This is a genomic window from Diaphorobacter sp. JS3050, assembly GCF_013154915.1.
GTDB lineage: Bacteria > Pseudomonadota > Gammaproteobacteria > Burkholderiales > Burkholderiaceae_C > Diaphorobacter > Diaphorobacter nitroreducens.
Window position 1 is genome coordinate 1,238,555 of record NZ_CP053553.1, and the last position, 22,951, is coordinate 1,261,505.

Annotated in this window: 19 protein-coding genes and 1 pseudogene; 7 read left to right on the forward strand and 13 right to left on the reverse strand. The window is 67.6% G+C overall.

Annotation, left to right across the window (positions count from 1 at the left end):
- Nucleotides 1–31 precede the first annotated feature (31 nt).
- Both HND92_RS06125 and HND92_RS06130 read right to left on the reverse strand, forming a co-directional pair.
- Nucleotides 32–1,060 (reverse strand): YcjF family protein, encoded by a 1,029-nt coding sequence (locus HND92_RS06125; RefSeq protein WP_172206515.1) that lies wholly within the window; start codon nt 1,058–1,060, stop codon nt 32–34.
- A 143-nt stretch (nt 1,061–1,203) separates the two neighbouring features.
- Complete coding sequence (locus HND92_RS06130; protein WP_015912701.1) at nt 1,204–2,763, reverse strand: fumarate hydratase; 1,560 nt, start codon at nt 2,761–2,763, stop codon at nt 1,204–1,206.
- Between the two features lie 214 nt (nt 2,764–2,977).
- On the opposite strand from HND92_RS06130, the gene fumC reads away from it, so the two are divergent.
- Complete coding sequence (gene fumC / locus HND92_RS06135; protein WP_172206517.1) at nt 2,978–4,369, forward strand: class II fumarate hydratase; 1,392 nt, start codon at nt 2,978–2,980, stop codon at nt 4,367–4,369.
- Between the two features lie 44 nt (nt 4,370–4,413).
- Here the strand turns inward: fumC and HND92_RS06140 are convergent, their stop codons facing one another.
- The 8 genes and pseudogenes from HND92_RS06140 to HND92_RS06175 all read right to left on the reverse strand — a co-directional run bounded on the left by HND92_RS06140 (nt 4,414) and on the right by HND92_RS06175 (nt 13,002).
- The gene (locus tag HND92_RS06140; RefSeq protein ID WP_011804494.1) at nt 4,414–5,190 is read right to left on the reverse strand and encodes a Crp/Fnr family transcriptional regulator; all 777 of its coding nucleotides are present in this window, start codon (nt 5,188–5,190) and stop codon (nt 4,414–4,416) included.
- 189 nt (nt 5,191–5,379) lie between these two features.
- Nucleotides 5,380–6,108, reverse strand: coding sequence for a response regulator (locus HND92_RS06145; RefSeq protein WP_011804495.1), 729 nt, complete (start codon nt 6,106–6,108; stop codon nt 5,380–5,382).
- Nucleotides 6,105–7,592, reverse strand: coding sequence for an ATP-binding protein (locus HND92_RS06150; RefSeq protein ID WP_172206519.1), 1,488 nt, complete (start codon nt 7,590–7,592; stop codon nt 6,105–6,107). The genes HND92_RS06145 and HND92_RS06150 overlap by 4 nt, the downstream gene beginning before the upstream one ends.
- A gap of 242 nt (nt 7,593–7,834) precedes the next feature.
- Nucleotides 7,835–8,692 (reverse strand): annotated as a pseudogene (proX, locus tag HND92_RS06155) (glycine betaine/L-proline ABC transporter substrate-binding protein ProX); the annotation flags it as partial.
- A 208-nt stretch (nt 8,693–8,900) separates the two neighbouring features.
- Nucleotides 8,901–9,182: a hypothetical protein gene (locus HND92_RS06160; protein ID WP_371814866.1), complete on the reverse strand. Its 282-nt coding sequence runs from the start codon at nt 9,180–9,182 to the stop codon at nt 8,901–8,903.
- Entirely contained in the window at nt 9,179–10,420 is a 1,242-nt protein-coding gene (gene proW / locus HND92_RS06165; RefSeq protein WP_172206521.1) for a glycine betaine/L-proline ABC transporter permease ProW, read from the reverse strand. Before proW ends, HND92_RS06160 begins: the two co-directional genes overlap by 4 nt.
- Before the next feature lie 24 nt (nt 10,421–10,444).
- The gene (gene proV / locus HND92_RS06170; RefSeq protein WP_015912707.1) at nt 10,445–11,734 is read right to left on the reverse strand and encodes a glycine betaine/L-proline ABC transporter ATP-binding protein ProV; all 1,290 of its coding nucleotides are present in this window, start codon (nt 11,732–11,734) and stop codon (nt 10,445–10,447) included.
- Nucleotides 11,735–12,390: 656 nt separating this feature from the next.
- Nucleotides 12,391–13,002 (reverse strand): TIGR00645 family protein, encoded by a 612-nt coding sequence (locus tag HND92_RS06175; RefSeq protein ID WP_172206523.1) that lies wholly within the window; start codon nt 13,000–13,002, stop codon nt 12,391–12,393.
- Between the two features lie 205 nt (nt 13,003–13,207).
- Here HND92_RS06175 and acs point away from each other — a divergent pair, with 205 nt between their 5' ends.
- On the forward strand, nt 13,208–15,205 hold the full coding sequence (gene acs, locus HND92_RS06180; RefSeq protein WP_015912709.1) for an acetate--CoA ligase: 1,998 nt from the start codon (nt 13,208–13,210) through the stop codon (nt 15,203–15,205).
- 350 nt (nt 15,206–15,555) lie between these two features.
- Nucleotides 15,556–16,065 (forward strand): hypothetical protein, encoded by a 510-nt coding sequence (locus tag HND92_RS06185; protein WP_011804503.1) that lies wholly within the window; start codon nt 15,556–15,558, stop codon nt 16,063–16,065.
- An 87-nt stretch (nt 16,066–16,152) separates the two neighbouring features.
- On the opposite strand, the gene HND92_RS06190 is transcribed toward HND92_RS06185, so the two are convergent.
- A complete protein-coding gene (locus tag HND92_RS06190; protein WP_011804504.1) occupies nt 16,153–16,458 on the reverse strand; it encodes a c-type cytochrome in 306 nt (101 codons plus the stop codon).
- A gap of 108 nt (nt 16,459–16,566) precedes the next feature.
- Here HND92_RS06190 and HND92_RS06195 point away from each other — a divergent pair, with 108 nt between their 5' ends.
- Nucleotides 16,567–16,809 (forward strand): TIGR04438 family Trp-rich protein, encoded by a 243-nt coding sequence (locus HND92_RS06195; RefSeq protein WP_011804505.1) that lies wholly within the window; start codon nt 16,567–16,569, stop codon nt 16,807–16,809.
- Nucleotides 16,810–16,941: 132 nt separating this feature from the next.
- Here the strand turns inward: HND92_RS06195 and ilvD (HND92_RS06200) are convergent, their stop codons facing one another.
- On the reverse strand, nt 16,942–18,636 hold the full coding sequence (gene ilvD / locus HND92_RS06200) for a dihydroxy-acid dehydratase (protein WP_172206525.1): 1,695 nt from the start codon (nt 18,634–18,636) through the stop codon (nt 16,942–16,944).
- 229 nt (nt 18,637–18,865) lie between these two features.
- Between ilvD (HND92_RS06200) and ilvD (HND92_RS06205) the strand changes: the two genes are divergently transcribed.
- Both ilvD (HND92_RS06205) and HND92_RS06210 read left to right on the forward strand, forming a co-directional pair.
- Nucleotides 18,866–20,722 (forward strand): dihydroxy-acid dehydratase, encoded by a 1,857-nt coding sequence (ilvD, locus tag HND92_RS06205; protein WP_172206527.1) that lies wholly within the window; start codon nt 18,866–18,868, stop codon nt 20,720–20,722.
- A 154-nt stretch (nt 20,723–20,876) separates the two neighbouring features.
- Nucleotides 20,877–21,305: a PaaI family thioesterase gene (locus tag HND92_RS06210; RefSeq protein ID WP_015912712.1), complete on the forward strand. Its 429-nt coding sequence runs from the start codon at nt 20,877–20,879 to the stop codon at nt 21,303–21,305.
- Between the two features lie 13 nt (nt 21,306–21,318).
- On the opposite strand, the gene bfr is transcribed toward HND92_RS06210, so the two are convergent.
- Entirely contained in the window at nt 21,319–21,801 is a 483-nt protein-coding gene (gene bfr, locus HND92_RS06215; protein ID WP_172206529.1) for a bacterioferritin, read from the reverse strand.
- A gap of 181 nt (nt 21,802–21,982) precedes the next feature.
- Here bfr and lgt point away from each other — a divergent pair, with 181 nt between their 5' ends.
- Nucleotides 21,983–22,807: a prolipoprotein diacylglyceryl transferase gene (gene lgt, locus HND92_RS06220; RefSeq protein ID WP_172206531.1), complete on the forward strand. Its 825-nt coding sequence runs from the start codon at nt 21,983–21,985 to the stop codon at nt 22,805–22,807.
- Nucleotides 22,808–22,951: the final 144 nt, after the last annotated feature.

A 22,951-nucleotide genomic window follows, 5' to 3' on the forward strand; every position in this document is an offset into this window, starting at 1 on the left:
GTCACCCGCGCTCGGTGCGGCAACCTGCGTCTCAGCCGCCGCGCACCATGGAGAGGATCTTGGCCGTGTCGAGCTGGCGCGCGGTGGCCTGCATCTGCGGCAGGTAGCGCGCCTGCAGTTGCTGGCCGTCCTGCATCACGTGCTGGTAGGCGTCCTTGAGCATATCGGTGGACAGGGTGCGCCCGCCCGCGTAGTACTGGTTGGCCACATGCCCCAGCGCATAGGTGGCGGCAAAGCTCATGCTGCTGCTCACCGCCTGGCGCCCCAGGCCGCCCATCAGGCCCTTGCCGGCCTTGCCCAGCAGGCCGCTGAGCAGCTTGCGGCCTGCCTGCTCCAGGTACTGCGAGGTGAGCCCCACGCCCAGCGTCGCGAGGAAGTCCTTGATGTGCCCGCGGTCCAGCTCATAGCCGTAGCTCTGGCCGATCTGGTAGACCAGCCGCATTTGCAGCGGAATGATGGCCAGGGTGGACAGATTCTCGGGCAGCAGTTCGATGGCGCCGTTCATGATCGACGCCTGCAGGATCTTGCGGTCCATCTCGGCGGGCGGCAGGCTGCCGGGGCGGCGCTGTGCGGCGGTGGAGGGCAACGCGTCCGCAGCGGCGGGGTGGGGCGCCGGTGTCGCAGGCGCAGTGGATGCGTCCAATGGCGTTTGCAGAGGCGCTTGCAGAGGCGCTTGCAAAGGGGCGTCGGCCACGGCCTGGGCCTCGGCATCGAATCCCCCTGTGGTATGCGCGCCCCCCAGGCCCCAGGCCTGGCGCACCTGGGCCAGGAAGGCGTCTTCCTTGGCGCTGGTGTGGCCGTCGGCTTCGCACACGCACACGGCCATCTCATAGGCCAGCTGGCGCGACTCGGGAGAGGCCAGGCGGCCCAGCACTTCTGGCAGCTGCACACGGCGCAGCAGCACGTCCTGGTACAGGCCGGGCAGGTTGACCTGCGCGTCGCCCGCAAGGCCTTGCGCGACCTCGCGGATCTGCTCGCGTTCGCGGTCGTGCTTCTCGCCGTCTGCGTACGAGGCCATCAGGCACAAGGTGAGGGTGGCGCGGATTTCTTCTGCGGTCATGGTGCTCCTGAGGCGGTGAAGAGATGCAGATGGGAGTGCAAGGCGGCAGCGGGGTTCCCTGCCGCGCTGGCCCTTTACCCGTTGGAAAAACAAAAACCGCCCGAGGGCGGTTTTTGTCACGGACGGTTCACATCGCGAGGCCGTCAGGCGGCCACCATGGGCACGACCTTGTATTCGCCCGCGGCGATTTTCTTTTGCCACTCGGCCGGGCCGGTGATGTGGGCGCTGGTGCCGCCCGCGTCCACGGCCACGGTGACGGGCATGTCCACCACGTCGAACTCATAGATGGCTTCCATGCCCAGGTCCGCAAAGCCCACCACCTTGGCGTTCTTGATGGCCTTGCTGACCAGGTAGGCGGCGCCGCCCACGGCCATCAGGTAGGCGCTCTTGTGGTTCTTGATGGACTCGATGGCGACCGGGCCGCGCTCGGCCTTGCCGATCATGGCGATCAGGCCGGTCTGCTCCAGCATCATGTCGGTGAACTTGTCCATGCGCGTGGCGGTGGTGGGGCCGGCGGGGCCCACGGCCTCGTCCTTCACCGGGTCCACGGGGCCCACGTAGTAGATCACGCGGTTGGTGAAGTCCACGGGCAGCTTCTCACCCTTGGCCAGCATGTCCTGGATGCGCTTGTGCGCGGCGTCGCGGCCGGTGAGCATCTTGCCGTTCAGCAGCAGCGTCTGGCCGGGCTTCCAGCTCGCGACCTCTTCCTTGGTCAGGGTGTTGAGGTCCACGCGCTTGCTGGTCTCGGTGTTGGGCGCCCAGTCCACCTTGGGCCACAGGTCCAGGCTCGGCGGGTCCATGTAGACGGGGCCAGAGCCGTCCATCACGAAGTGTGCGTGGCGCGTGGCCGCGCAGTTGGGAATCATGGCCACGGGCTTGCTGGCCGCGTGCGTGGGGTACATCTTGATCTTCACGTCCAGCACGGTGGCCAGGCCGCCCAGGCCCTGGGCGCCGATGCCGAGGGCGTTGACCTTCTCGTACAGCTCCAGGCGCAGCTCCTCGACCTGGTCCAGCTTCTCGCCGCGCTGGCTCTTGGCCAGCAGCTCGTACATGTCCAGGTCTTCCATCAGGCTTTCCTTGGCCAGCAGCACGGCCTTTTCCGCCGTGCCACCGATGCCGATGCCCAGCATGCCCGGCGGGCACCAGCCGGCGCCCATGGTGGGCACGGTCTTGAGCACCCAGTCCACCAGGTTGTCGCTGGGGTTCATCATGACCATCTTGGACTTGTTCTCGCTGCCGCCGCCCTTGGCGGCCACCGTCACGTCCAGCGTGTCGCCGGGCACGATCTGCACGCTGATGACGGCGGGTGTGTTGTCCTTGGTGTTCTTGCGAGCGAACTGCGGGTCGGCGACGACCGACGCGCGCAGCGTGTTGTCGGGGTGGTTGTAGCCGCGGCGCACGCCTTCGTTGATGGCGTCCTCCAGGCTCTGGTCGGCGGCGAAGCCCTCGAAGCGCACGCCCATGCCCACCTTCAGGAACACGTTCACGATGCCCGTGTCCTGGCAGATCGGGCGGTGGCCCGTGGCGCTCATCTTGCTGTTGGTGAGGATCTGCGCCATCGCGTCCTTGGCCGCGGGGCTCTGCTCGCGCTCGTAGGCGCGGGCCAGGTGCTGGATGTAGTCGGCGGGGTGGTAGTAGGAGATGTACTGCAGCGCGGCAGCTACGGACTCCACAAGGTCGTTGTACCGGATGGTCGTGGTCATGTGGGGGAGGATTCTTGTGAAACGGACGCCCGCGATTATCGCCCTGCACCTTGCACGCGCCTGATGCAAGGGCAAAAGCAAGGGGAAAAGTCCCGCCCGCCCGTCCGCCCGTCCGCCCGTCCGCCCGGCGTGGCGGCAGGGGCTTTCACTGGCCGTGCGGCCATTTGCGGTGAAATCGCTCCGTTGCTCCTTCCCGGATCAGAAAGGCCTTTGCATGACTTCCAGCACCCGTATCGAACGCGACACCTTCGGCCCCATCGAGGTGCCGGCCGACAGGCTCTGGGGCGCGCAGACGCAGCGCTCGCTGCAGAACTTCGCCATCTCGGGCGAACGACAGCCGCAGGAACTCATCCGCGCGCTGGCGCAGGTCAAGCGCGCGTCGGCCCGGGTCAACCACGCGCTGGGGCTGCTGGGTGCGGACAAGACGCGCGCCATCGTCGCCGCGGCCGACGAGGTGCTGCTGGGCGAGCACGACGACGAGTTCCCGCTGGTGGTCTGGCAGACCGGCTCGGGCACCCAGACCAACATGAACGTCAACGAGGTGCTGGCCAACCGCGCCAGCGAGCTGTTGGGCGGCGAGCGTGGCGAGGCACGGCTCGTACATCCCAACGATGACGTGAACAAGAGCCAGTCCAGCAACGACGTGTTCCCCACCGCCACGCATGTGGCCGCGGTGCAGGCGCTGGTGCACCGGCTGTTGCCCGCCATGGAGGAGCTGCGCGCCACCCTGCAGACCAAGGCCGAGGCGTTCGACGACATCGTGAAGATCGGCCGCACCCATCTGCAGGATGCGACGCCGCTCACGCTGGGGCAGGAGATCTCGGGCTGGGTGGCGCAGCTTGCCCATGGGGAGCGCCACGTGCGCGCGGCGCTGCCGCACCTGCATGAACTGGCCCTGGGCGGGACGGCCGTGGGCACGGGCCTGAATGCGCCCGAGGGCTACGCCGAACGTGTGGCGCAGGAGCTGGCCCAGTTCACCGGTCAGCCCTTCGTGACCTCGCCCAACAAGTTCGAATCGCTCGCATCGCAGGACGCGCTGGTGCATGCCCACGGCGCGCTGAAGACGCTGGCGGCCAGCCTCACGAAGATCGCCAACGACGTGCGGTGGCTGGCCAGCGGCCCGCGCAGCGGCATCGGCGAGATCACCATCCCTGAGAACGAGCCCGGCTCGTCCATCATGCCCGGCAAAGTGAACCCCACGCAGTGCGAGGCGCTGACCATGCTGTGCGCCCAGGTGCTGGGCAACGATGTGGCCATCAACATCGGCGGGGCCAGTGGCAACTTCGAGCTGAACGTGTTCCGCCCGCTGGTGGCGCACAACTTCCTGCAGAGCGTGCGGTTGCTGGCCGATGGCATGGTGAGCTTCAACGAGCACTGCGCCGTGGGGATAGAGCCCAACCGCGCGCGCATCGCGGAGCTGGTGGAGCGCTCGCTGATGCTGGTGACGGCGCTCAACCCGCACATCGGCTACGACAAGGCCGCGGCGATTGCCAAGAAGGCGCACAAGGAAGGCAGCACGCTGCGCGAGGCCGCGCTGGCGCTGGGCTACGTGACGCCCGCGCAGTTCGATGAGTGGGTGGTGCCCGCCCGGATGGTGGGGCGCTAGAGATTCGGCGAGCGCGGGGGCGTGCGCCGCGAGAGGGGAGCGCCTTACTCGTCGCCTCGGCCGTCCGCGGCGGCCTGGTCCACCAGCGTCTGCAGGCCGGTGGCGTCCAGGATCTCGATGCCGCGGGGGCGCACGCTGATCAGGCCCTCGCGCTCCAGCCACTTCAGCTCCACGTTCACGCGCTGGCGCGAGCCGCCCAGCAGGCAGGCCAGCTCGTCTTGCGCCAGCGACAGGCCCAGCGGCACGCTCTCGCCCGGCTCGGTGCGCTGCGGGCCGAAGCGCTGCAGCAGCTGTAGCAGTTGCTTGGCCAGGCGCGCGCGCAGCGGCAGCGTGGCCATGTCTTCCATCATGCAATACAGCGACCGCATGCTCCACGCCTGCAGCGTGAGCAGCGCCTCGCCGAACGAGGGATGCTCCTGCAGCAGCGTGCGGAAGGTGGGTTCGGGCACGCTCAACAGCGTGGTGGGGCCATGGGCATGCGCGTCGTAGGTGCAGGGACGGCCGTAGAGCACCTCGGCCTCACCCACCCAGATTCCGGGCTCCACATAGGCCAGCGTGACCAGCTTGCCGGAGGGCGTGGTGCGTTGAAAGCGCAGCGCGCCACTGGCGCAGGTGAACCATTCGCGGATGGGGCGGCCCTGCTCGACGATCAGGTCGCCGTGTGCATGGCGCGTCACGTGCCCCAGGCGGAAGATGTCGTGCCGCAGCGAGGGCGAGAGGGTGGAGAACCAGGGGCTGCGGTCCAGGGCCTCGCGCTCGCGCGCCGACAACAGGGGACGTTGCAGCGACACGTCGGCACAAAAGCGCAGGGGAGCGGGCATGGTGGTTCGTCGGTGAGGGCGCCGGGCGCGGGAACAGCGGCTGCGGCATTCTAGGCGCCGTCACGCTCGGTAACAAACCCTTGTCCCCACCCGGCGTAGGCCGCTGTGGCTGCCGGGATGCGTTTAAAGCAAAAAGTGCCCTAAAGGCGCTTGTGGTAAGCGCAAGCAGCTATTGAAAAAGGAGCTAGCTCAGTCCTGCGCGTCCTGCGGCGCCGCGGGTGGGTCGAAGGCAAAGCCCACGCCATAGACCGAGCGTATCCAGTCGTGCCCGGCGGGGTCGGCGCTGCGCAGCTTGCGGCGCAGATTCTTGATGTGGCTGTCCACGGCGCGCTCGTTGGGCTCCTGCGGCGAGTCCGGGTAGGCGTGCTGCAGCAACTGGGCGCGCGACAGCACGCTGCGCGGGTGTGCCAGCAGGGTGCGCAGCAGATGCCATTCGCGCGGTGTCAGCGCCACGAGAGTGCCGTGCAGCGTGGCTTGCAGCTGGGCCTCGTCCAGCACCAGCGCGCCGTAGGCCAGCTCCGCCTGCGCGGCGGCCTGGGCCGGCGGTGCGCGCCGGCGCAGCACGGCCTTCACGCGCGCCACCACCTCGCGCGGCGAGAAGGGCTTGCAGATGTAGTCGTCCGCGCCCAGTTCCAGGCCGATGAGGCGGTCCACTTCTTCCACGCGGGCGGTGATCACCACGATGGGGTTGTCGGTGTGGCGGCGCGCCTGGCGCAGCACCTCCAGCCCGTCGATGCCGGGCAGCATGACGTCCAGCAGCGTCAGGTCGGGCGGCTGGGGGGCGGTGAGGGCCTGCAGGGCCGTGCGGCCGTCGGCCGCGTGCTCCGGGGCGTAGCCCGCGTGGCGCAGGTAGTCCAGCAGCACGTCGGCGATGTCCTGCTCGTCCTCCACGACGAGGATGCGTGCGGGCGTGGTCATGGCGAGGGGTTCTCCAGTAGAGGCAGCGTGAGGGTGATGCGCAGACCGCCCAGCGGCGAGGCGCTGGCTTCGATCTGGCCGCCGTGCGCCTGCACGATGGTGCGGCAGATGGCCAGGCCCAGGCCCGAGCCGCCCAGGTCGCCCGAGGCGCGGCGGCGCGAGGCCTCGGCACGGTACAGGCGCTCAAACAGGTGCGGCAGCTCGTGCGGCGCCACGCCGGGCGCCGTGTCGTCCAGGCGCAGCGTGAGGCGCGGCGGGCCGCCATTGCGCTGCACACTGGCCGACACCTGCAGCTGCCCGCCGGGGTCGGTGTAGCGCAGGCTGTTTTCCAGCAGGTTCAGGAACACGCGGTGCAACTGCTGTGCGTTGCCGTGCACCTGCAGCGGCTGCTTGGCGAGCGTGGCCAGGTCTGGCGCGGCCTGCAGGGCGACACCCGTCTGGTCGAAGCGCGACTGCATGCCGGCCATGGCCTCGCGCAGCAGCGCGAGCGGCTGCACGGCGCTCATGACGGGCGGGGGCTGGTCGCCGGCCATGTCCACGCTGGCGCGCAGATCGCCCACGAGCTGGATCAACCGCATCACCTGGCGGTGCAGGCGGCGCGCGGTCTTTTCGTCGAACGGGCGCACGCCGTCCTGCACGGCCTCGATCTCGGCGCGCATCGCGGCCAGCGGCGTGCGCAGTTCATGCGCGGTGTCCCCGATCCACTGGCGGCGCGAGGCCTCGACGCTCGCAAGCTGCTCGGCCATGGCGTTGAAGGTGTGGATCAGGCGGGCGAATTCCTCGCTGTCGGCCTGTTCGGGCACGCGGGTGTGCAGCTCGCCTGCCGCAATGGCCTGCGCGCCGGTCACCAGCGTGTCGATGGGGCGCAGCCAGCGCCGCGCCAGCCACCAGGACAGCAGCAACGCCAGCGCCAGGCCCGTCACGCCGCTCCACACCACGAAACCGAGCTGCTTGGACAGGAAGGCGCGGTCCGCATCGCGTTCCAGCCCGTCAAGCGGCGCCAGCACCAGGTGGCCGATCAGGCGCCCCTCGCCGTCGCGCAGCGCGGTCCGCGCACCGCCGGGCACGGGTGCGGCGCCGGCCACCACGCGGCCCTGCCCATCCACCACGCCCAGGCGGCGCGACAGCGCATCCACCGGTGGCGGGGCCGTGCCGGGCGTGACCTGGGGTAGCAACAGGGGCTCGGGCGCAGGCACGGGAGCGGGTCCGAAGGTCGGCATCTGGACGTTGCGCGGGCGGCGCAGCTCGCGCCACAGGCCGGGCTGCTCGCGCAGTGTCTGCCAGCCGCCCTGCTGTTCATACGCGGCCTGCAGGCGGAACACCAGCCAGTCCATGCGCGCCAACTCCACCTCGGCCACGTAGGGGCCCAGCCCCCGCTGCAGCCCCAGCAGCGAGAAGCCCACGAACAGCACCAGCATCACGACCAGCAGCGCCGACAGGGCTGCAAAGGCCTTGCCTTGGAGGGTGAGACGCGGAAGTTGCATGAAGTGGGGAGCCGCTTGGCCGTGGTGAAACGCCGAGGATGGCACGGCCGGGCCACCCCCGGGGCCTGGCCGCGGTGGCACGAAGCGCGCCAAATGCAACCAATGGCAACGCCTCGCCCGCAGGCATGGGCGGGGCGAAAGCCCGCCCCGTCCGATTCTGGTGCTACTTAAAAGATAGCTGCTCGCGCATGAGGGACGGGCGTTATCTCCTGTTTTTATGCAAATTGTTGCAAAGGCACCCGTCAGCGGGCCGCGGCCAGCGCCTGCTGCACCCAGCCGTCAAAGGTCTTCTGGTGTGCCTTGATCCAGCCGTTCACATGGCGTTCGATGTCGGCGGCCTTGTTCTGGCCCCGGCTCATCAGGTGGTTCTGGGCGTTGATGTCGGCCACGGGCAGCTGCATCACTTCGAACAGCTTGGCGGCGGCGGGGTTGGCCTCGGCCCAGGCCTTGTTGGCCACGATCTGCTGCTGGTTCACCACGAAGCCGTAGTTCTTGCCGTTGGGCAGGCGCGTGTCCAGGCCTTTTTGCTCACCGGGCAGGGAGGAAAAGGGCACTTCCAGCCAGACCACGTCCTTGCCGGGCTTGAGCTCGTTGCTCACCCAATACGGCGTCCAGGTGTAGTACAGGACGGGCTTGCCTGCGCGGTAGCGCGTGATGGTGTCGGCGATCAGCGCGGAGTAGGTGCCCTGCTGGTGCGTGACGGTGTTGCGCAGGCCGTAGGCGTCCAGGTGGTGCTCGATCATGGCCTCGCAGCCCCAGCCGGGCGTGCAGCCCGTCAGGTCGGCCTTGCCGTCGCCGTTGGTGTCGAACAGCTGGGCAATTTTCGGGTCCTTGAGCTGCTCGACGTTGGTGATGCCATGCGCGTCGGCGGTCTTCTTGTCGATCAGGTAACCCTGCGCCGCGTTGCCCGAGTAGGTCCCGCGCCGGTAGAGCTTCGCGTCGCCGCCGGCGTTCTTGTAATAGTCGGCATGCAGCGGGTTCCAGTGGTCGGCCATGAACGTGGCGTCGCCATTGCCGATGGCGATGTGGGCCGTGGGGTACTCCACCTCCTGGATGGGCTGCACGTCGTAGCCGAGTTTTTCCAGGCCCTTCATGACTAGGGCCTGTTCACACTATTTTTGCCAGATGCGTTGCGATCAAAAAGGGCCAGGCGCAAGGCGCCAAACGAAGCTGGGGTGCTACCCCAGCGAGGCTTGGCAACGCCGCGAATGGCCCTTTTTGATCGCAACCCGGAGGGAACGGAGTGAAAACCGCGCCATTCGTCGTTGCCCTCCTAGCCAAGGCCCCGGCCTTGGCGTCGTCACGCGCCTAGATTGGCGCGGTTTTCACGCCATTCGCACTGGCAAAAATAGTGTGAACAGGCCCTAGCAGTGTCTGGAAGGTCTCCTCGGCGATCGAGCTCTTGAGAGGCAGCACCTTCACGCCCTTGCCGGGCAGGGCGGTGGGCTGGGCCAGCGCAGCGGTGGCGCCCAGCGCCAGGCCCAGACCCGCGGCAACCGCGGCCAGCGGCGCGCGCAGGCGGCGGGCGAGGGCGGCGCATGCGCCGGAACGTGCAGTGTGTGTGGGAGAGGTCAGCGACAGAAGAGTCATCCGGGGTTTCCTTTCTGGTGGTGAACGGGAGTGGTGTCAGGCCGCGGAGTTGCGGGGGTGGCAAGCGGGGCGGCTTGCGATGCGGGCGCTGCGGGCTTGCCGCGCACGGCGCGCAGCACCAGGCCCGCGGGGCCGGTGTGCCACCAGCGCGCACTGGCGCGCCGCGGCTGGCCCATGGCCTGGGTGAGGCGGTCCAGCACGATGGCCAGCAGCACGATCCCCAGGCCGCCCACGGTGGCCAGGCCCATGTCCAGCCGGCCGATGCCGCGCAGCACCATCTGGCCCAGGCCGCCCACGGCGATCATCGAGGCGATGACCACCATCGACAGCGACAGCATCAGCGCCTGGTTGATGCCGGCCATGATCGAGGGCATGGCCAGCGGCAGCTGCACCTTCCACAGCAATTGCAGGGGCGAAGCGCCATAGGCGCGGCTGGCCTCGATCAGATCAGGGCGCACCTGGCGCAGGCCCAGGTTGGTCAGGCGGACCAACGGCGGCAGCGCGAACACGATGGTCACGATCACGCCCGGCACGTTGCCGATGCCGAACAGCATCACCACCGGCACCAGGTACACGAAGGCGGGCGTGGTCTGCATGGCGTCCAGCAGCGGGCGCGTCCAGCGCTGTGCGCGTTCGCTGGCCGCCAGCACGATGCCCATGGGCAGGCCGATGACGACGCAGAACAACAGCGATGTGAGCACCAGCGCCAGCGTCACCATGGCGTCGGGCCAGATGCCCAAGAGCGCCACCAGCCCCAGCGACAGCGCCGCACCCACGGCCAGGCCGCGGCCGGCGAACTGCCAGGCCAGCAGCGTGACCAGCGCGATGAGCGCGGGCGCGGGCACGGCCAGCAGCAGGTCGGTCACGCCGGTGAGCGTGGCGTCGATGGGCGCGCGCACCGCCTGGAAGAACGGGCGGAAGTTCTCCACCACCCAATGCAGGCCCTCGTTGATCCAGCCCTGCACGGGCAGGCCGTCCGTGGCGATCTGCTGCCACAGGCCGGCCAGGCCGGCGTCGGGCTCGGGCATCGGCGCCGCCGCGGCGTCAAGCCAGTCCACGCCGGCCGTGGCATCGGTGCCGGCGGTGCCGCCAGCGCCCCACGGATCGGCATCCGCGGGTTGCAGCGCCGTGTCGGCGGCCCAGGGGTCGCTGGCTTGTGCTTGCGCCTGAGCGGGCGCGGCGTCGGCGGGTGCCCAGGGATCGTCGATGGCGGCGGTCTCTTGCGTTGTGTCGTTCATGCGTGTCCTCTCCTTGTGTTGTTCTTAGCGGGGCGCTGCCACCGGCGTGCTGGCTTGCGCCGGGAAGTGGGGGTTGAGCTGGATGGGTGGCACCTCCGCCTGCGGCGGCGGCACGGGCGGCGTGTCGCGGTCCAGGAACTTCATCAGCGTGGTGCGGCTGATCACGCCCTGGTAGATGCCGTCCTCGTCCACCACCGGCAGCGGGCAGGGCGCACTGCTCATGGGGCCGAACAGGTCCGCCACCGGCGTGGAGGCATCCAGCGGCTGGGCATTGGGTAAGAAGGCGTGGTGCAGGCCCAGCGCGCCCTGGCGGCCGTGCAGCGCTTCGCGCAGCGACTGCGACGACACCACGCCCAGCAGGCGCTTGCGGCTGTTGAGCACGTAGGCGTGGTCGCGGTCCGAGTCCTCCAGCAGGCGCAGTGCCGCGCGGCAGCCGCGGTCGTCGTGCTCGGACACCACGGTGAGCGCCTGGCGCGCGATGTCGGCCGCCTTGAACACCGCCGCAGCGTCCACGCCGCGCACGAAGCTGCGTACGTAGTCGTTGGCAGGCGCGCGCAGGATCTCGTCGGGCGTGCCCACCTGCACCACGTGGCCGTCCTTCATGATCGCGATGCGGTCGCCGATGCGCATGGCCTCGTCCAGGTCGTGCGAGATGAAGACGATGGTGCGGCGCTTGATCTGCTGCAGGCGCAGCAGCTCGCTTTGCATCTCGGTGCGGATGATGGGGTCCAGCGCGGAGAACGCCTCGTCCATGAGCAGGATGGACGGGTCCGCCGCCAGCGCGCGCGCCAGCCCCACCCGCTGCTGCATGCCGCCCGAGAGTTCGTCGGGGTAGCTGGCGCCCCAGGCGCCCAGGCCCACCTGCTGCAGGGCCTCCTGCGCTGCCTGCTGGCGCTCGGCACGGTCCACTCCGGCGAGTTCCAGCCCGAAGGCGGCGTTGTCCAGCACCGTCATGTGCGGCATCAGGGCGAACGACTGGAACACCATGCTGATGTCCTTGCGCCGCAGCGCGCGCAACTCGCGGTCGCCCAGGCGGTTGATGTCTTGGCCGTCCACCAGGATGCGGCCGCTGGTGGGCTCGATCAGGCGGTTGAGCATGCGCACCAGCGTGGACTTGCCCGAGCCCGACAGGCCCATGACGACGAAGATTTCGCCGGCCTCGATGGTGAAGCTGGCATCGAACACGCCGATGGAATGGCCCGTGCGCTCCAGGATCTGCTGCTTGCTCAGGCCCTGCTGCACCAGGCGCAGCGCTTCCTGCGGCGTGTCGCCGAAGACCTTGAAGACATGGTCGATGATGATTTGCTTGGCCACCGTGTGGGTCCTTCCTCGGTTGTGACGGGTTGAACGGGCCCCTGCCGCACCAATGGCGGCAGGAACGCAAAGGCCAAAGCGGCACACACGACCCCGATGCGGCGTCCCTGCGAGGGCACGCGCGTCGCCAATCGACGGGCGCGGCCTGCAGGGCCGGGAAGAGGGCGGACACGAAAAGTGACCAGATCGGCCCGAATGGCACGCGAACGGTGCGCAAGGGCCTGGGTGCGCGGCGCAAGAGGTCTGGCTGAGGACTTGCGCAGTCACGCGGGTACCGTGCGCCGCGCATTGGCGGCAGGGCACCCTGGGGCATCAGGGGCGAATACTTCGGCCTGTGTGCCAGGGCCGCCAGCAGTGGGAGGCGCGTTGGCACGGGGCGCTCTCGGGCAACGCAGCCACAAAGAGCGAATTACCTGCGTGGCAGGTTGTAAAACACCGTGAAAGTATAGTTATTCGGTATTTTTTAGTCAAAAAACGGGTTTTTTGATTTGTGCTATTTCGCGCGTGGACGGATGGCAGGCTCGCCGATCGCTGCAAAATTAATAGCTGCTCGCGCTTGCTGCATGGGCGCTGGAGGGCTTTTGAAGCAAAAAACCCATGGAGCGCGGGCGCTCCATGGGTTTGCGGGCGATTGGCCGGGTGACCGGCCGCATGCCTCAGTGCTTCTCCTCAGAGGTGTGCAGCAGCCGGTCGGTGAGTGCGATGGCCAGCGCGCTGAACAGGAAAGTGACGTGGATGATGGTCTGCCACATGAGCACCTTCTCGCTGTAGTTGGCGGCGTTGATAAAGGTCTTGAGCAGGTGGATCGAACTGATGCCGATGATCGACAGGCCCAGCTTCACCTTGAGCACCGAGGCGTTCACATGGCCCAGCCACTCGGGCTGGTCGGGGTGGCGGTCCAGGCCAAGGCGGCTCACGAAGGTCTCGTAGCCCCCGACGATCACCATGATGAGCAGGTTGGAGATCATCACCACATCGATCAGCGCCAGCACCACCAGCATGATCACCGTCTCGTTGAGCGAGGTGACGGGCGCGTCCGGCTTGTAGCCGATGCTGGTGATGAGCGCCTGCAGCGCGGCCTCGTGGCCGAAAGCCGCTTCCACCAGGTGCCACAGTTCCAGCAGGAAGTGCCAGACATAGACGCCCTGGGCGGCGATCAGGCCCAGGTACAGGGGCAGTTGCAGCCAGCGGCTGGCAAAGATCAGGGCGGGCAGGGGGCGCAGCGGGGCGTTTGCCATGTGGGCGGAATGGGGGGAAGGGGAAGTCATGGTGACGGGAAATGCGTCGGGAAGGTGAGGCGCGCCATTTTAGGGGCAGCCCGTTTCGCCCCGAAGACATGCCACCGTCAGGCATTTCACGCATGCCAGGGCATGGCGCTGGAGCGCTGCCGTATGCTGTGGCGCTCCGTCAGTGGCCTGTAAGTACCAGGGCTGAAAGTACCACTCAAAATTCTTAGCTTCAGGAGACAAACCCATGAGTGCATCGTCCAATGCCATCGAATCCGTATTGGTGGAGAACCGCGTCTTCCCGCCTGCCGATAGCGTGGTGAAGGCGGCCCGCGTGTCGGGCATGGCCGGCTACGAGGCCCTGTGCGCCGAAGCCAACAAGGATCCCGAGGGCTTCTGGGCGCGCCTGGCGCGCGAGCACCTGCAATGGACCAAGCCGTTCACACAGACGCTGGACGAGTCCAAGGCGCCGTTCTACCAGTGGTTTGCCGACGGCGAGCTCAACGCCAGTGCCAACTGCCTGGACAAGCACATGGGCACGCCGGTCGAGAACAAGGCCGCCATCCTCTTCGAGGCCGACGACGGCACCGTCACCCAGGTCACTTACCGGCAACTGCTGGAGCGCGTGAGCCAGTTCGCCAATGCCCTGAAGGCGCATGGCGTGCAGCAGGGCGACCGCGTGCTCATCTACATGCCGATGGGCGTGGAAGGCGTGGTGGCCATGCAGGCCTGCGCGCGCATCGGCGCCACGCACAGCGTGGTGTTCGGCGGTTTCTCTGCCAAGGCGCTGAACGAGCGCATCATTGATGCGGGTGCCGTGGCGGTGATCACGGCCAACTACCAATTGCGCGGCGGCAAGGAACTGCCCCTGAAGGCCATCGTGGACGAGGGCCTGTCCATGGGCGGCTGCGACAGCATCAAGAATGTCTTCGTGTACCAGCGCACGGCCACGGCCTGCGACATGGTGGCGGGGCGTGACAAGACCTTCTCCGAGATCCTGGCCGGGCAGAGCACCGAATGCCCACCCACGCCTGTGGGCGCGGAGCATCCGCTGTTCATCCTCTACACCAGCGGCTCCACGGGCAAGCCCAAGGGCGTGCAGCACAGCACCGGCGGCTACCTGCTGTGGGCCAAGGTGACGATGGAGTGGACCTTCGACATTCGCCCCGACGACGTGTTCTGGTGCACGGCCGATATCGGCTGGATCACGGGCCACACCTACGTGGCCTACGGTCCGCTGGCTGCGGGTGCCACACAGGTGGTGTTCGAGGGCGTACCCACGTACCCCAACGCCGGGCGCTTCTGGCAGATGATCGAGCGCCACAAGGTCACGGTGTTCTACACGGCGCCCACTGCCATCCGCTCGCTCATCAAGGCGGCCGACTCCGACGAGAGCGTGCACCCCAAGAACTGGGATCTGTCGAGCCTGCGCATCCTGGGCAGCGTGGGCGAGCCCATCAACCCCGAGGCCTGGATGTGGTACTACCGCCATGTGGGCGGCGAGCGCTGTCCCATCGTGGACACGTTCTGGCAGACCGAAAACGGCGGCCACGTCATCACCCCGCTGCCGGGTGCCACGCCGCTCGTGCCGGGTTCGTGCACCTTGCCGCTGCCGGGCATCCAGGCCGCCATCGTCGATGAAACCGGCAAAGACCTGCCCAACGGCGCGGGCGGCATGCTCGTGATCAAGCGGCCCTGGCCCTCGATGATCCGCACCATCTGGGGCGACCCCGAGCGCTTCAAGAAAAGCTACTTCCCCGAAGAGTTGGGGGGCACCACCTACCTGGCCGGCGACGGCGCCGTGCGCAGTGCCGACCGTGGCTACTTCCGCATCACGGGCCGCATCGACGACGTGCTGAACGTGTCGGGCCACCGCATGGGCACGATGGAGATCGAGTCCGCCCTGGTCGCCAAGACGGACCTCGTGGCCGAGGCCGCCGTGGTGGGCCGTCCCGACGACCTGACGGGCGAGGCGATTTGCGCCTTCGTGGTGCTCAAGCGCTCGCGCCCCACGGGCGAGGAGGCCAAGCAGATCGCCACCGAACTGCGCAACTGGGTCGCCAAGGAGATCGGCCCCATCGCCAAGCCCAAGGACATCCGCTTCGGTGACAACCTGCCCAAGACCCGCAGCGGCAAGATCATGCGCCGCCTGCTGCGCTCGATCGCCAAGGGCGAACCCATCACCCAGGACACCAGCACCCTGGAAAACCCCGCAATCCTGGATCAGTTGGCGCAGTCCAACTGATGCAGGAGGCGCCGCAAGGCGCCGGCGCGCAGCGCTTGCGGGGTTGGTCGGCACTCCGATCTGCGCAGCAGATGTGGCGTGTCGGCAAAACCTGCATCGGTGGGCCCAGCCCAGCGGGTGAAGCCGCGAGGCGTCAGCGTCCAGGTTTTGCAGACCCAAGCCGCTTCTTGCCAGGCGGCTTTTTCGTTTCGGGCGAAGCAGCTTTGAACCCTGGCGTTGTAGGAGCAGGGCGCAAATACCGGGTTGGGCCATGACGGGCGTGCCGCCATGGGGTACAACCCGCGCATTGGCCGCACATCCCGTGGGTTGAACACAGATAGCGGTCCAGCTGGCCATCAGGAGTCCCTTGCATGAAGCTCAAAACCCTCATCCTTTTATTGATCGTCGTGGCCATCGGTGCGTTGGCAGCACTCAATTGGGCGACGCTCTCGGTGCCTACCGTCGTTTCATTGGGCGTGGCCACGGTGCAGGCGCCCCTGGGGCTCATCATGCTGGGGCTGACCGTCCTGCTGGGGGCCTTTTTCTTGGCCTATGTGCTGACGCTGCAGGGCTCTGTGCTCATGGAAACGCGCCGCCATGCCAAGGAGATGGCGGCGCAGCGCGAACTGGCCGACCGGGCGGAGGCATCGCGTTTCACGGAGCTGCGCCAGTTCCTGGAAACCCAGCACCGCACGGGCTACGACGCCCTGATGGCGCGCCTGGACGCTCTGGAGGCGCGCCTGAGCGCGCGGGCGCAGGAATCGGACAACATCACTGCCGCCTACGTGGGACAGTTGGAAGACCAATTGCACCGCCGGGGCGAGCCGAAAGCCGTGCAGCCCGTGCCGCCGGTGCGCACGGAGCCGGAACTCAGGCTCTGACGGCCCTTGCGCCATAACAAAGGCCGCAGGGCGTGAGCGCTGCGGCCTTTTTGCAGGGCGCGCCGCGAAGGCGCTTTCCCCTCTGGATTACTTGAGCGACAGGACCCAGGTCGCCAGCTTCTTGGCGTCGGCGGCGTTCACCTGGGCGTTGGCGGGCATGGGCACGGGGCCCCACACACCGGAACTTCCCTTCATGATCTTCTCGGCCAGCTTGTCTGCGGCGCCTGCTTGGCCCGCGTATTTGGCGGCAACGTCCTTGTAGGACGGGCCCACCAGCTTCTTGTCCACGGCGTGGCAAGCCATGCAGTTCTTGGAGGTTGCCAGGGCCTGGTCGGCGAATGCAGGGGCTGCAACCGACAGCGTCATGGCGAGGGTGATCAGTGTGCGCTTCATCGCGGGGTTTCCTCTAGGGTTGGGGTACATTTAGCCTTCAATGGGATTGTAGTGTTCGCCGTTGACGGGCTCCAGGCCAAAGCTCGCGCGGCACCAAAGGATGTGACCATGTATGCGCTGCTTTTAGGCATCTTGTTGATACTTCTCAAATATCTGGAGATCGGCCCTGTGGCGAATTGGTCATGGTGGTGGGTGTTGTCTCCTTTTGCGGTAGCTGCGGCCTGGTGGGCCTGGGCGGATGCCACCGGCTACACCAAGCGCAAGGCCATGGAAAAGATGGACCAGCGTCGCAAGGACCGCATCAACAAACAGAAGGAATCCATGGGCATGGGTCCGCGCCGACCGCGCTGAGGGCTTCTTCCCTGTCCAGACAACCCGCAGCGGTGCACGCGCCCTGCGGGTTTTTCTTGGGCGGTGATGGCGCAGCAATGATCCTGTTTTGATAGCTGCTGGCGCTTATTGGATAAGCGTTGGCGGCATTTTTCATGAAAAGTCATCCAGCACCGCACCCTTGCTGGCGCTGGAGGCGTTGAAGGCAAACTTGGCCTGCACGCCCCGCATGTAGCGCGGCGTGGGTGGCTGCCAGGCGGCGCGGCGCTGTGCCAGCGTGGCGTCGTCCACGTGCAGCTGCAGCAGCAGTTGGTGGGCGTCGATGGTGATCGTGTCGCCCTCATGCACCAGCGCAATAGTGCCCCCCGCAGCAGCCTCGGGCGCGACGTGGCCCACCACCATGCCCCAGGTGCCGCCCGAGAAGCGCCCGTCGGTGATCAAGCCCACGCTCTCGCCCAGGCCCGCACCGATCAGCGCGCCCGTGGGGGCCAGCATCTCCGGCATGCCCGGGCCACCCTTGGGGCCGAGGTAGCGCAACACCATCACGTCGCCCGCGACGATCCTGCCGTCCAGGATGGCCTGCAGCGCCGACTGCTCATCGTCGAACACACGCGCGGGCCCGGTGATGACGGGGTTCTTCAGCCCGGTGATCTTGGCCACGGCGCCCTCGGGACTCAGGTTGCCCTTGAGGATGGCGAGGTGCCCCTCGCGGTACAGCGCTTTGTCGATCGGGCGAATCACGTCCTGGTCCGGCCGTGGCGCGTCGGGTACGTCGGCCAGGGTTTCGGCGATGGTTTTGCCGGTGATGGTCATGCAGTCGCCGTGCAACAGGCCGGCATTCAGCAGCACCTTCATCACCTGGGGAATGCCGCCCGCGCGGTGCAGGTCGACGGCCAGGTACCGGCCGCTGGGCTTGAGGTCGCAGATCACTGGGACCTTCTTGCGCATGCGCTCGAAGTCGTCGATGGACCACTCCACACCCGCCGCGTGCGCGATCGCCAGGAAGTGCAGCACCGCGTTGGTGGAGCCGCCCGTGGCCATGATCACGGCCACGGCGTTCTCGATGGCTTTGCGCGTGACGATGTCGCGTGGCTTCAAATCCTTGCGGATGGCCTCGATCAGCACCCGGGCGGATTCGCGGGCCGAGTTCATTTTCTCGTCGTGCGGATTGGCCATGGTGGAGGAGTAGGGCAGGCTCATGCCCAGCGCCTCGAAGGCCGAGGACATGGTGTTGGCCGTGTACATGCCGCCGCACGAACCCGTGCCCGGGATGGCGTGCTGCTCGATGTCCTTGAGTTCCTGGTCGGTCATCCTGCCTGCCGCGTTCTGGCCCACGGCTTCGAACACGCTCACGATGTTCAGGTCCTGCCCCTGCCAGCGGCCCGGCAGGATGGTACCGCCATACACGTAGATCGCCGGCACGTTGGCGCGCAGCATGCCCATCAGGCCGCCGGGCATGTTCTTGTCGCAGCCGCCGATCACGACCACGCCGTCCATCCACTGGCCCTGCACGCAGGTCTCGACGCAGTCGGCAATCACCTCGCGGCTCACCAGGCTGTACTTCATGCCCTCGGTACCCATGGCCATGCCGTCGCTGATGGTGGGCGTGCCGAAAATCTGGGCGTTGCCGCCCGCTTCCTCGATGCCTGCGATGGCCGCGTCGGCCAGGCGTTGCAGGCCGCTGTTGCAGGGCGTGATGGTGCTGTGCCCGTTGGCCACGCCCACCATGGGCTTGGCGAAGTCGCCCTCCTGGTAGCCCATGCCGTAGAACATGGAGCGGTTGGGCGCGCGCGCCTTGCCCTGCGTGATGTGGGCGGAGCGGCGGTTCAGCGGCAGCGGGTCGGTCATGGCGGGTCCTGCTTCTGCGGTGGCGAGACGGCCGAGTGTGGACGCCGCCGCAGCGGCTGTCCATGCGGGTGAATGCGGGGCCAGGGCGCCAACGTGGGTACCGGGGCTACGACATAATCAAACGGTTTTGCCTAGGGCGGGGCTCAAGAGGTTTCCGCTGCGGCGCGCGCAGGCCCCCAAGCGCACGGGCCCATCGACTTTCCTGAGCCACTCATCTCCCGCAACCACGATGCCCGCATACCGTTCCAAGACCTCCACCGCCGGCCGCAACATGGCAGGGGCCCGCTCCCTGTGGCGCGCCACCGGCATGAAAGACGCCGATTTCTCCAAGCCCATCATCGCGGTGGTCAACTCGTTCACCCAGTTCGTGCCCGGCCATGTGCACCTGAAGGACCTGGGCCAGCTCGTGGCGCGCGAGATCGAGGCCGCCGGCGGCGTGGCCAAGGAATTCAACACCATCGCCGTGGATGACGGCATCGCCATGGGCCACGACGGCATGCTGTATTCGCTGCCCAGCCGCGACATCATTGCCGACAGCGTGGAATACATGGTGAACGCGCACTGTGCCGACGCCATGGTCTGCATCAGCAACTGCGACAAGATCACCCCCGGCATGCTCATGGCCGCCATGCGGCTGAACATCCCGGTGATCTTCGTCTCCGGCGGCCCCATGGAGGCCGGCAAGGTGCAGCAGGCCGTGCCCGGCACCAGCACCATCCAGATCAAGAAGCTGGACCTGATCGACGCCATGGTGATGGCCGCCGACGACAAGGTGAGCGACGCCGACCTGGCCGAGGCCGAGCGCAATGCCTGCCCCACCTGCGGCTCCTGCTCGGGCATGTTCACCGCCAACTCCATGAACTGCCTGACCGAGGCGCTGGGCCTGTCCCTGCCCGGCAACGGCACCGTGGTGGCCACGCACGCCGACCGCGAGCAGCTCTTCAAGCGCGCGGGCCGGCGCATCGTGGAGCTGGCGCGCCAGCACTATGAGCAGGGCGACGAGCGCATCCTGCCGCGCTCGGTCGGCTTCAAGGCCTTCGAGAACGCGATGACGCTGGACATCGCCATGGGCGGCTCCACCAACACCATCCTGCACCTGCTGGCCATTGCGCAGGAGGCCGGCATCGACTTCAGCATGGCCGACATCGACCGCCTGTCGCGCAGCGTGCCGCAGCTGTGCAAGGTGGCACCCAACACCGACAAGTACCACATCGAGGACGTGCACCGCGCCGGCGGCATCTTCGCCATCCTGGGCGAGCTGGAGCGTGCGGGCAAGCTGCACACCGACGTGCCCACCATCCACGCACCCACACTGGGCGAGGCGCTGGAGCAGTGGGACGTGACGCGCACGCAGGACGAGGCCGTCCAGACGTTCTACAAGGCCGGCCCCGGCGGCGTGCCCACGCAGGTCGCCTTCAGCCAGAGCGTGCGCTGGCCCAGCCTGGACCTGGACCGCGCCGCGGGCTGTATCCGCTCCGCAGAGCACGCCTTCAGCAAGGAAGGCGGCCTGGCGGTGCTCACCGGCAACATCGCCAAGGACGGCTGCGTGGTCAAGACCGCGGGCGTTCATGAATCCATCCTGGTCTTCGAAGGCCCGGCGCATGTGGTCGAAAGCCAGGACGAGGCGGTGGAGAACATCCTGGCCGACAAAGTGAAGGCCGGCGACGTGGTGGTGGTGCGCTACGAGGGCCCCAAGGGCGGCCCCGGCATGCAGGAAATGCTCTACCCCACGAGCTACATCAAATCCAAGGGCCTGGGCAAGGCCTGCGCGCTGCTGACCGACGGGCGCTTCTCGGGCGGCACCTCGGGCCTGTCCATCGGCCACTGCTCGCCCGAGGCGGCAGCCGGCGGCGCGATCGGCCTGGTGCGCGACGGCGACCGCATCCGCATCGACATTCCCAACCGCACCATCAACGTACTGGTGAGCGACGAGGAGTTGGCCCAGCGCCGCGCCGAGCAGGACGCCAGGGGCTGGAAGCCCACCCAGCCACGTCCGCGCAAGGTCTCGGCCGCGCTCAAGGCCTATGCCAAGCTCGTGACGTCGGCCGACAAGGGCGCCGTGCGCGACGTGTCGCTGCTGGACTGACGTGGTGCGGTGCACGCCCATGCCGGGTGTGCGCTCCTGATTTATGAGCTGCTCGCGCTGGACGGACGCGATTTACAGGTGCGTTTGAGCTTCAAATGGCCACGCTGCCAGCGCCAACAGCTCTTTTTGTTGTAGCAACGGAATGCCATCGCCCATGAACGAGTTCCAGCAACGCATCGCAGCCAGCTTCGCGGCACAAGGTTTGATGGCCACCCTCGGCGCCCGCCTGGCGCTGGTGGTGGAGGGTGAGGTGCATATCGAGATGCCGTTTTCCACCCACCTGTCGCAGCAGCAGGGCTTCGTGCACGCGGGGGCCATCACCAGCATCGTGGACAGCGCCTGCGGCTACGCGGCGCTGACCCGCTCGCCCCCCGGCTGCGAGATCGTCACGGCGGAATTCAAGACCAACTTCATGCGGCCCGCCATGGGGACGCGCTTCCTGGCCGTGGGCAAGGTGCAAAACGCCGGGCGCATGCTCACCGTGTGCACCGGCGAAGTGCGCGCGTACACGGGCGATGGGCCCGACTACAAGGTGGTGGCGTTGATGCAGGCCACCATGGTCAACGTGCCGGCCGGCGCCTGAGAGCGCCGCAGCCTCACGAGCCCGAAGGGCCGCCCGCCTGGGTTTGCAGGTAGTTGGGCAGGCCGATCTTCTCGATCAGGCCGAGCTGCTTTTCCAGCCAGTAGGCGTGGTCTTCCTCGGTGTCGCGCAACTGGGCCAGCAGCATGTCGCGGCTCACGTAGTCGCGGTGGGATTCGCACAGGGCCATCGCGGCCTTCAAGCGGGCCTGCACGGTGTATTCGGTGTCCAGGTCCTTGCGCAGCATCTCCTGCGCGGATTCGCCGGGCGTGAAGTCGTGCGGGCGCATGTCGGGGCGCCCGCCCAGCATCAGGATGCGGCGCAGGATGGCGTCGGCATGCTGGGTTTCCTCCTCCATCTCGTGACCCATGCGCTCGTACAGGCGGGTGAGGCCCTGGTCCTCGTACTGGCGGGAGTGGATGAAGTACTGGTCACGCGCGGCCAGCTCGCCGCGCAGCAGATCCTTGAGGCAGTCGATGACTTGCGGGTGGCCTTGCATGTTGTTGTTCTCGTGGGGGTGGTGATGGCGTGAGTATCCGGCGCCTTGCGCGCCGGTTCAATGGCGGCCGTCAATTCCCGGGCGCGGGCGCCCTGGATGCGGGCCGTACGCAGGCGCATTCTCATCCTGGCAGCGTTGGACGGGCGCGGGCGTGTCACGGCCCTGCGGCACAATGCCCGCCATGCTGATGTACCCCCAAATCGACCCCGTGGCCCTGCAGGTCGGGCCTTTGTCCATCCACTGGTACGGCCTGACCTATCTGGCCGGTTTTGCGCTGTTCATGTTCCTGGGCATGCGCCGCCTGAGCCACCAGCCCTACGCATCCCTGCGTGGCGATCAGGCGTGGTCGCGCAAGGACGTGGAGGACATCCTGTTCCTGGGCGTGCTGGGCGTGGTGGTGGGCGGGCGGCTGGGGTACTGCCTGTTCTACAAGCCGGGCTACTACCTGAGCCACCCGCTGGAGATCTTCTACGTGTGGCAGGGCGGCATGAGCTTTCACGGCGGGTTGCTGGGCGTGATCGGTTCCATGCTGTGGTTTGCGCATTCGCGCCGCAGGCCCTGGCTGCAGGTGGCCGATTTCGTAGCGCCCTGCGTGCCCACGGGGTTGGCGGCCGGGCGCATCGGCAACTTCATCAACGGCGAACTGTGGGGGCGCTTCGCGCCGCAGGATCTGCCCTGGGGCATGGTGTTCCCGCAAAGCGGCTCCATGCTGCCGCGCCATCCGTCGCAGATCTACCAGTTTCTGCTCGAAGGTCTGCTGCTGTTCGTGCTGCTGTGGCTGTATGCGCGCCAGCCGCGCAAGCGTGGCGAGGTAGCGGCGGCGTTCCTCGTGGGCTATGGCGTGCTGCGCTTCACGGCCGAGTATTTCCGCGAGCCCGACAGCTTCCTGGGCCTGCTGTCGCTGGGCATGAGCATGGGGCAGTGGCTGTGCATCCCGATGGTGGCGGCCGGGGTGGCGATGTGGGTCTGGGCGCAGCGGCAGGATGCTCCGGAGGGATTTGCATAAAAGAAGGCGCCAGCGCTTGTCCAGCAAGCGCCGGCAGCTCTCATTTTTGATTGTTCCTTGCGGGCGGCGCGGTGGCGGAGTGTTGCCGCGTTGCGTCAATATGCCCCGCTAGGGATAGTCCCCATCCCGGCGGCTTGGCATGCT

Excerpts from the sequence above, each read along its gene's own strand:
- HND92_RS06150 (WP_172206519.1), bottom strand. The coding sequence starts at position 7,592 with ATGCAACTTCCGCGTCTCACCCTCCAAGGCAAGGCCTTTGCAGCCCTG.
- HND92_RS06140 (WP_011804494.1), bottom strand. The coding sequence starts at position 5,190 with ATGCCCGCTCCCCTGCGCTTTTGTGCCGACGTGTCGCTGCAACGTCCC.
- ilvD (WP_172206525.1), bottom strand. The coding sequence starts at position 18,636 with ATGACCGACCCGCTGCCGCTGAACCGCCGCTCCGCCCACATCACGCAG.
- proW (WP_172206521.1), bottom strand. The coding sequence starts at position 10,420 with ATGAACGACACAACGCAAGAGACCGCCGCCATCGACGATCCCTGGGCA.
- acs (WP_015912709.1), top strand. The coding sequence starts at position 13,208 with ATGAGTGCATCGTCCAATGCCATCGAATCCGTATTGGTGGAGAACCGC.
- HND92_RS06175 (WP_172206523.1), bottom strand. The coding sequence starts at position 13,002 with ATGACTTCCCCTTCCCCCCATTCCGCCCACATGGCAAACGCCCCGCTG.
- lgt (WP_172206531.1), top strand. The coding sequence starts at position 21,983 with ATGCTGATGTACCCCCAAATCGACCCCGTGGCCCTGCAGGTCGGGCCT.
- HND92_RS06195 (WP_011804505.1), top strand. The coding sequence starts at position 16,567 with ATGTATGCGCTGCTTTTAGGCATCTTGTTGATACTTCTCAAATATCTG.
- HND92_RS06190 (WP_011804504.1), bottom strand. The coding sequence starts at position 16,458 with ATGAAGCGCACACTGATCACCCTCGCCATGACGCTGTCGGTTGCAGCC.
- HND92_RS06130 (WP_015912701.1), bottom strand. The coding sequence starts at position 2,763 with ATGACCACGACCATCCGGTACAACGACCTTGTGGAGTCCGTAGCTGCC.
- HND92_RS06160 (WP_371814866.1), bottom strand. The coding sequence starts at position 9,182 with ATGACTCTTCTGTCGCTGACCTCTCCCACACACACTGCACGTTCCGGC.
- ilvD (WP_172206527.1), top strand. The coding sequence starts at position 18,866 with ATGCCCGCATACCGTTCCAAGACCTCCACCGCCGGCCGCAACATGGCA.
- fumC (WP_172206517.1), top strand. The coding sequence starts at position 2,978 with ATGACTTCCAGCACCCGTATCGAACGCGACACCTTCGGCCCCATCGAG.
- HND92_RS06125 (WP_172206515.1), bottom strand. The coding sequence starts at position 1,060 with ATGACCGCAGAAGAAATCCGCGCCACCCTCACCTTGTGCCTGATGGCC.
- HND92_RS06185 (WP_011804503.1), top strand. The coding sequence starts at position 15,556 with ATGAAGCTCAAAACCCTCATCCTTTTATTGATCGTCGTGGCCATCGGT.
- bfr (WP_172206529.1), bottom strand. The coding sequence starts at position 21,801 with ATGCAAGGCCACCCGCAAGTCATCGACTGCCTCAAGGATCTGCTGCGC.
- HND92_RS06145 (WP_011804495.1), bottom strand. The coding sequence starts at position 6,108 with ATGACCACGCCCGCACGCATCCTCGTCGTGGAGGACGAGCAGGACATC.
- HND92_RS06210 (WP_015912712.1), top strand. The coding sequence starts at position 20,877 with ATGAACGAGTTCCAGCAACGCATCGCAGCCAGCTTCGCGGCACAAGGT.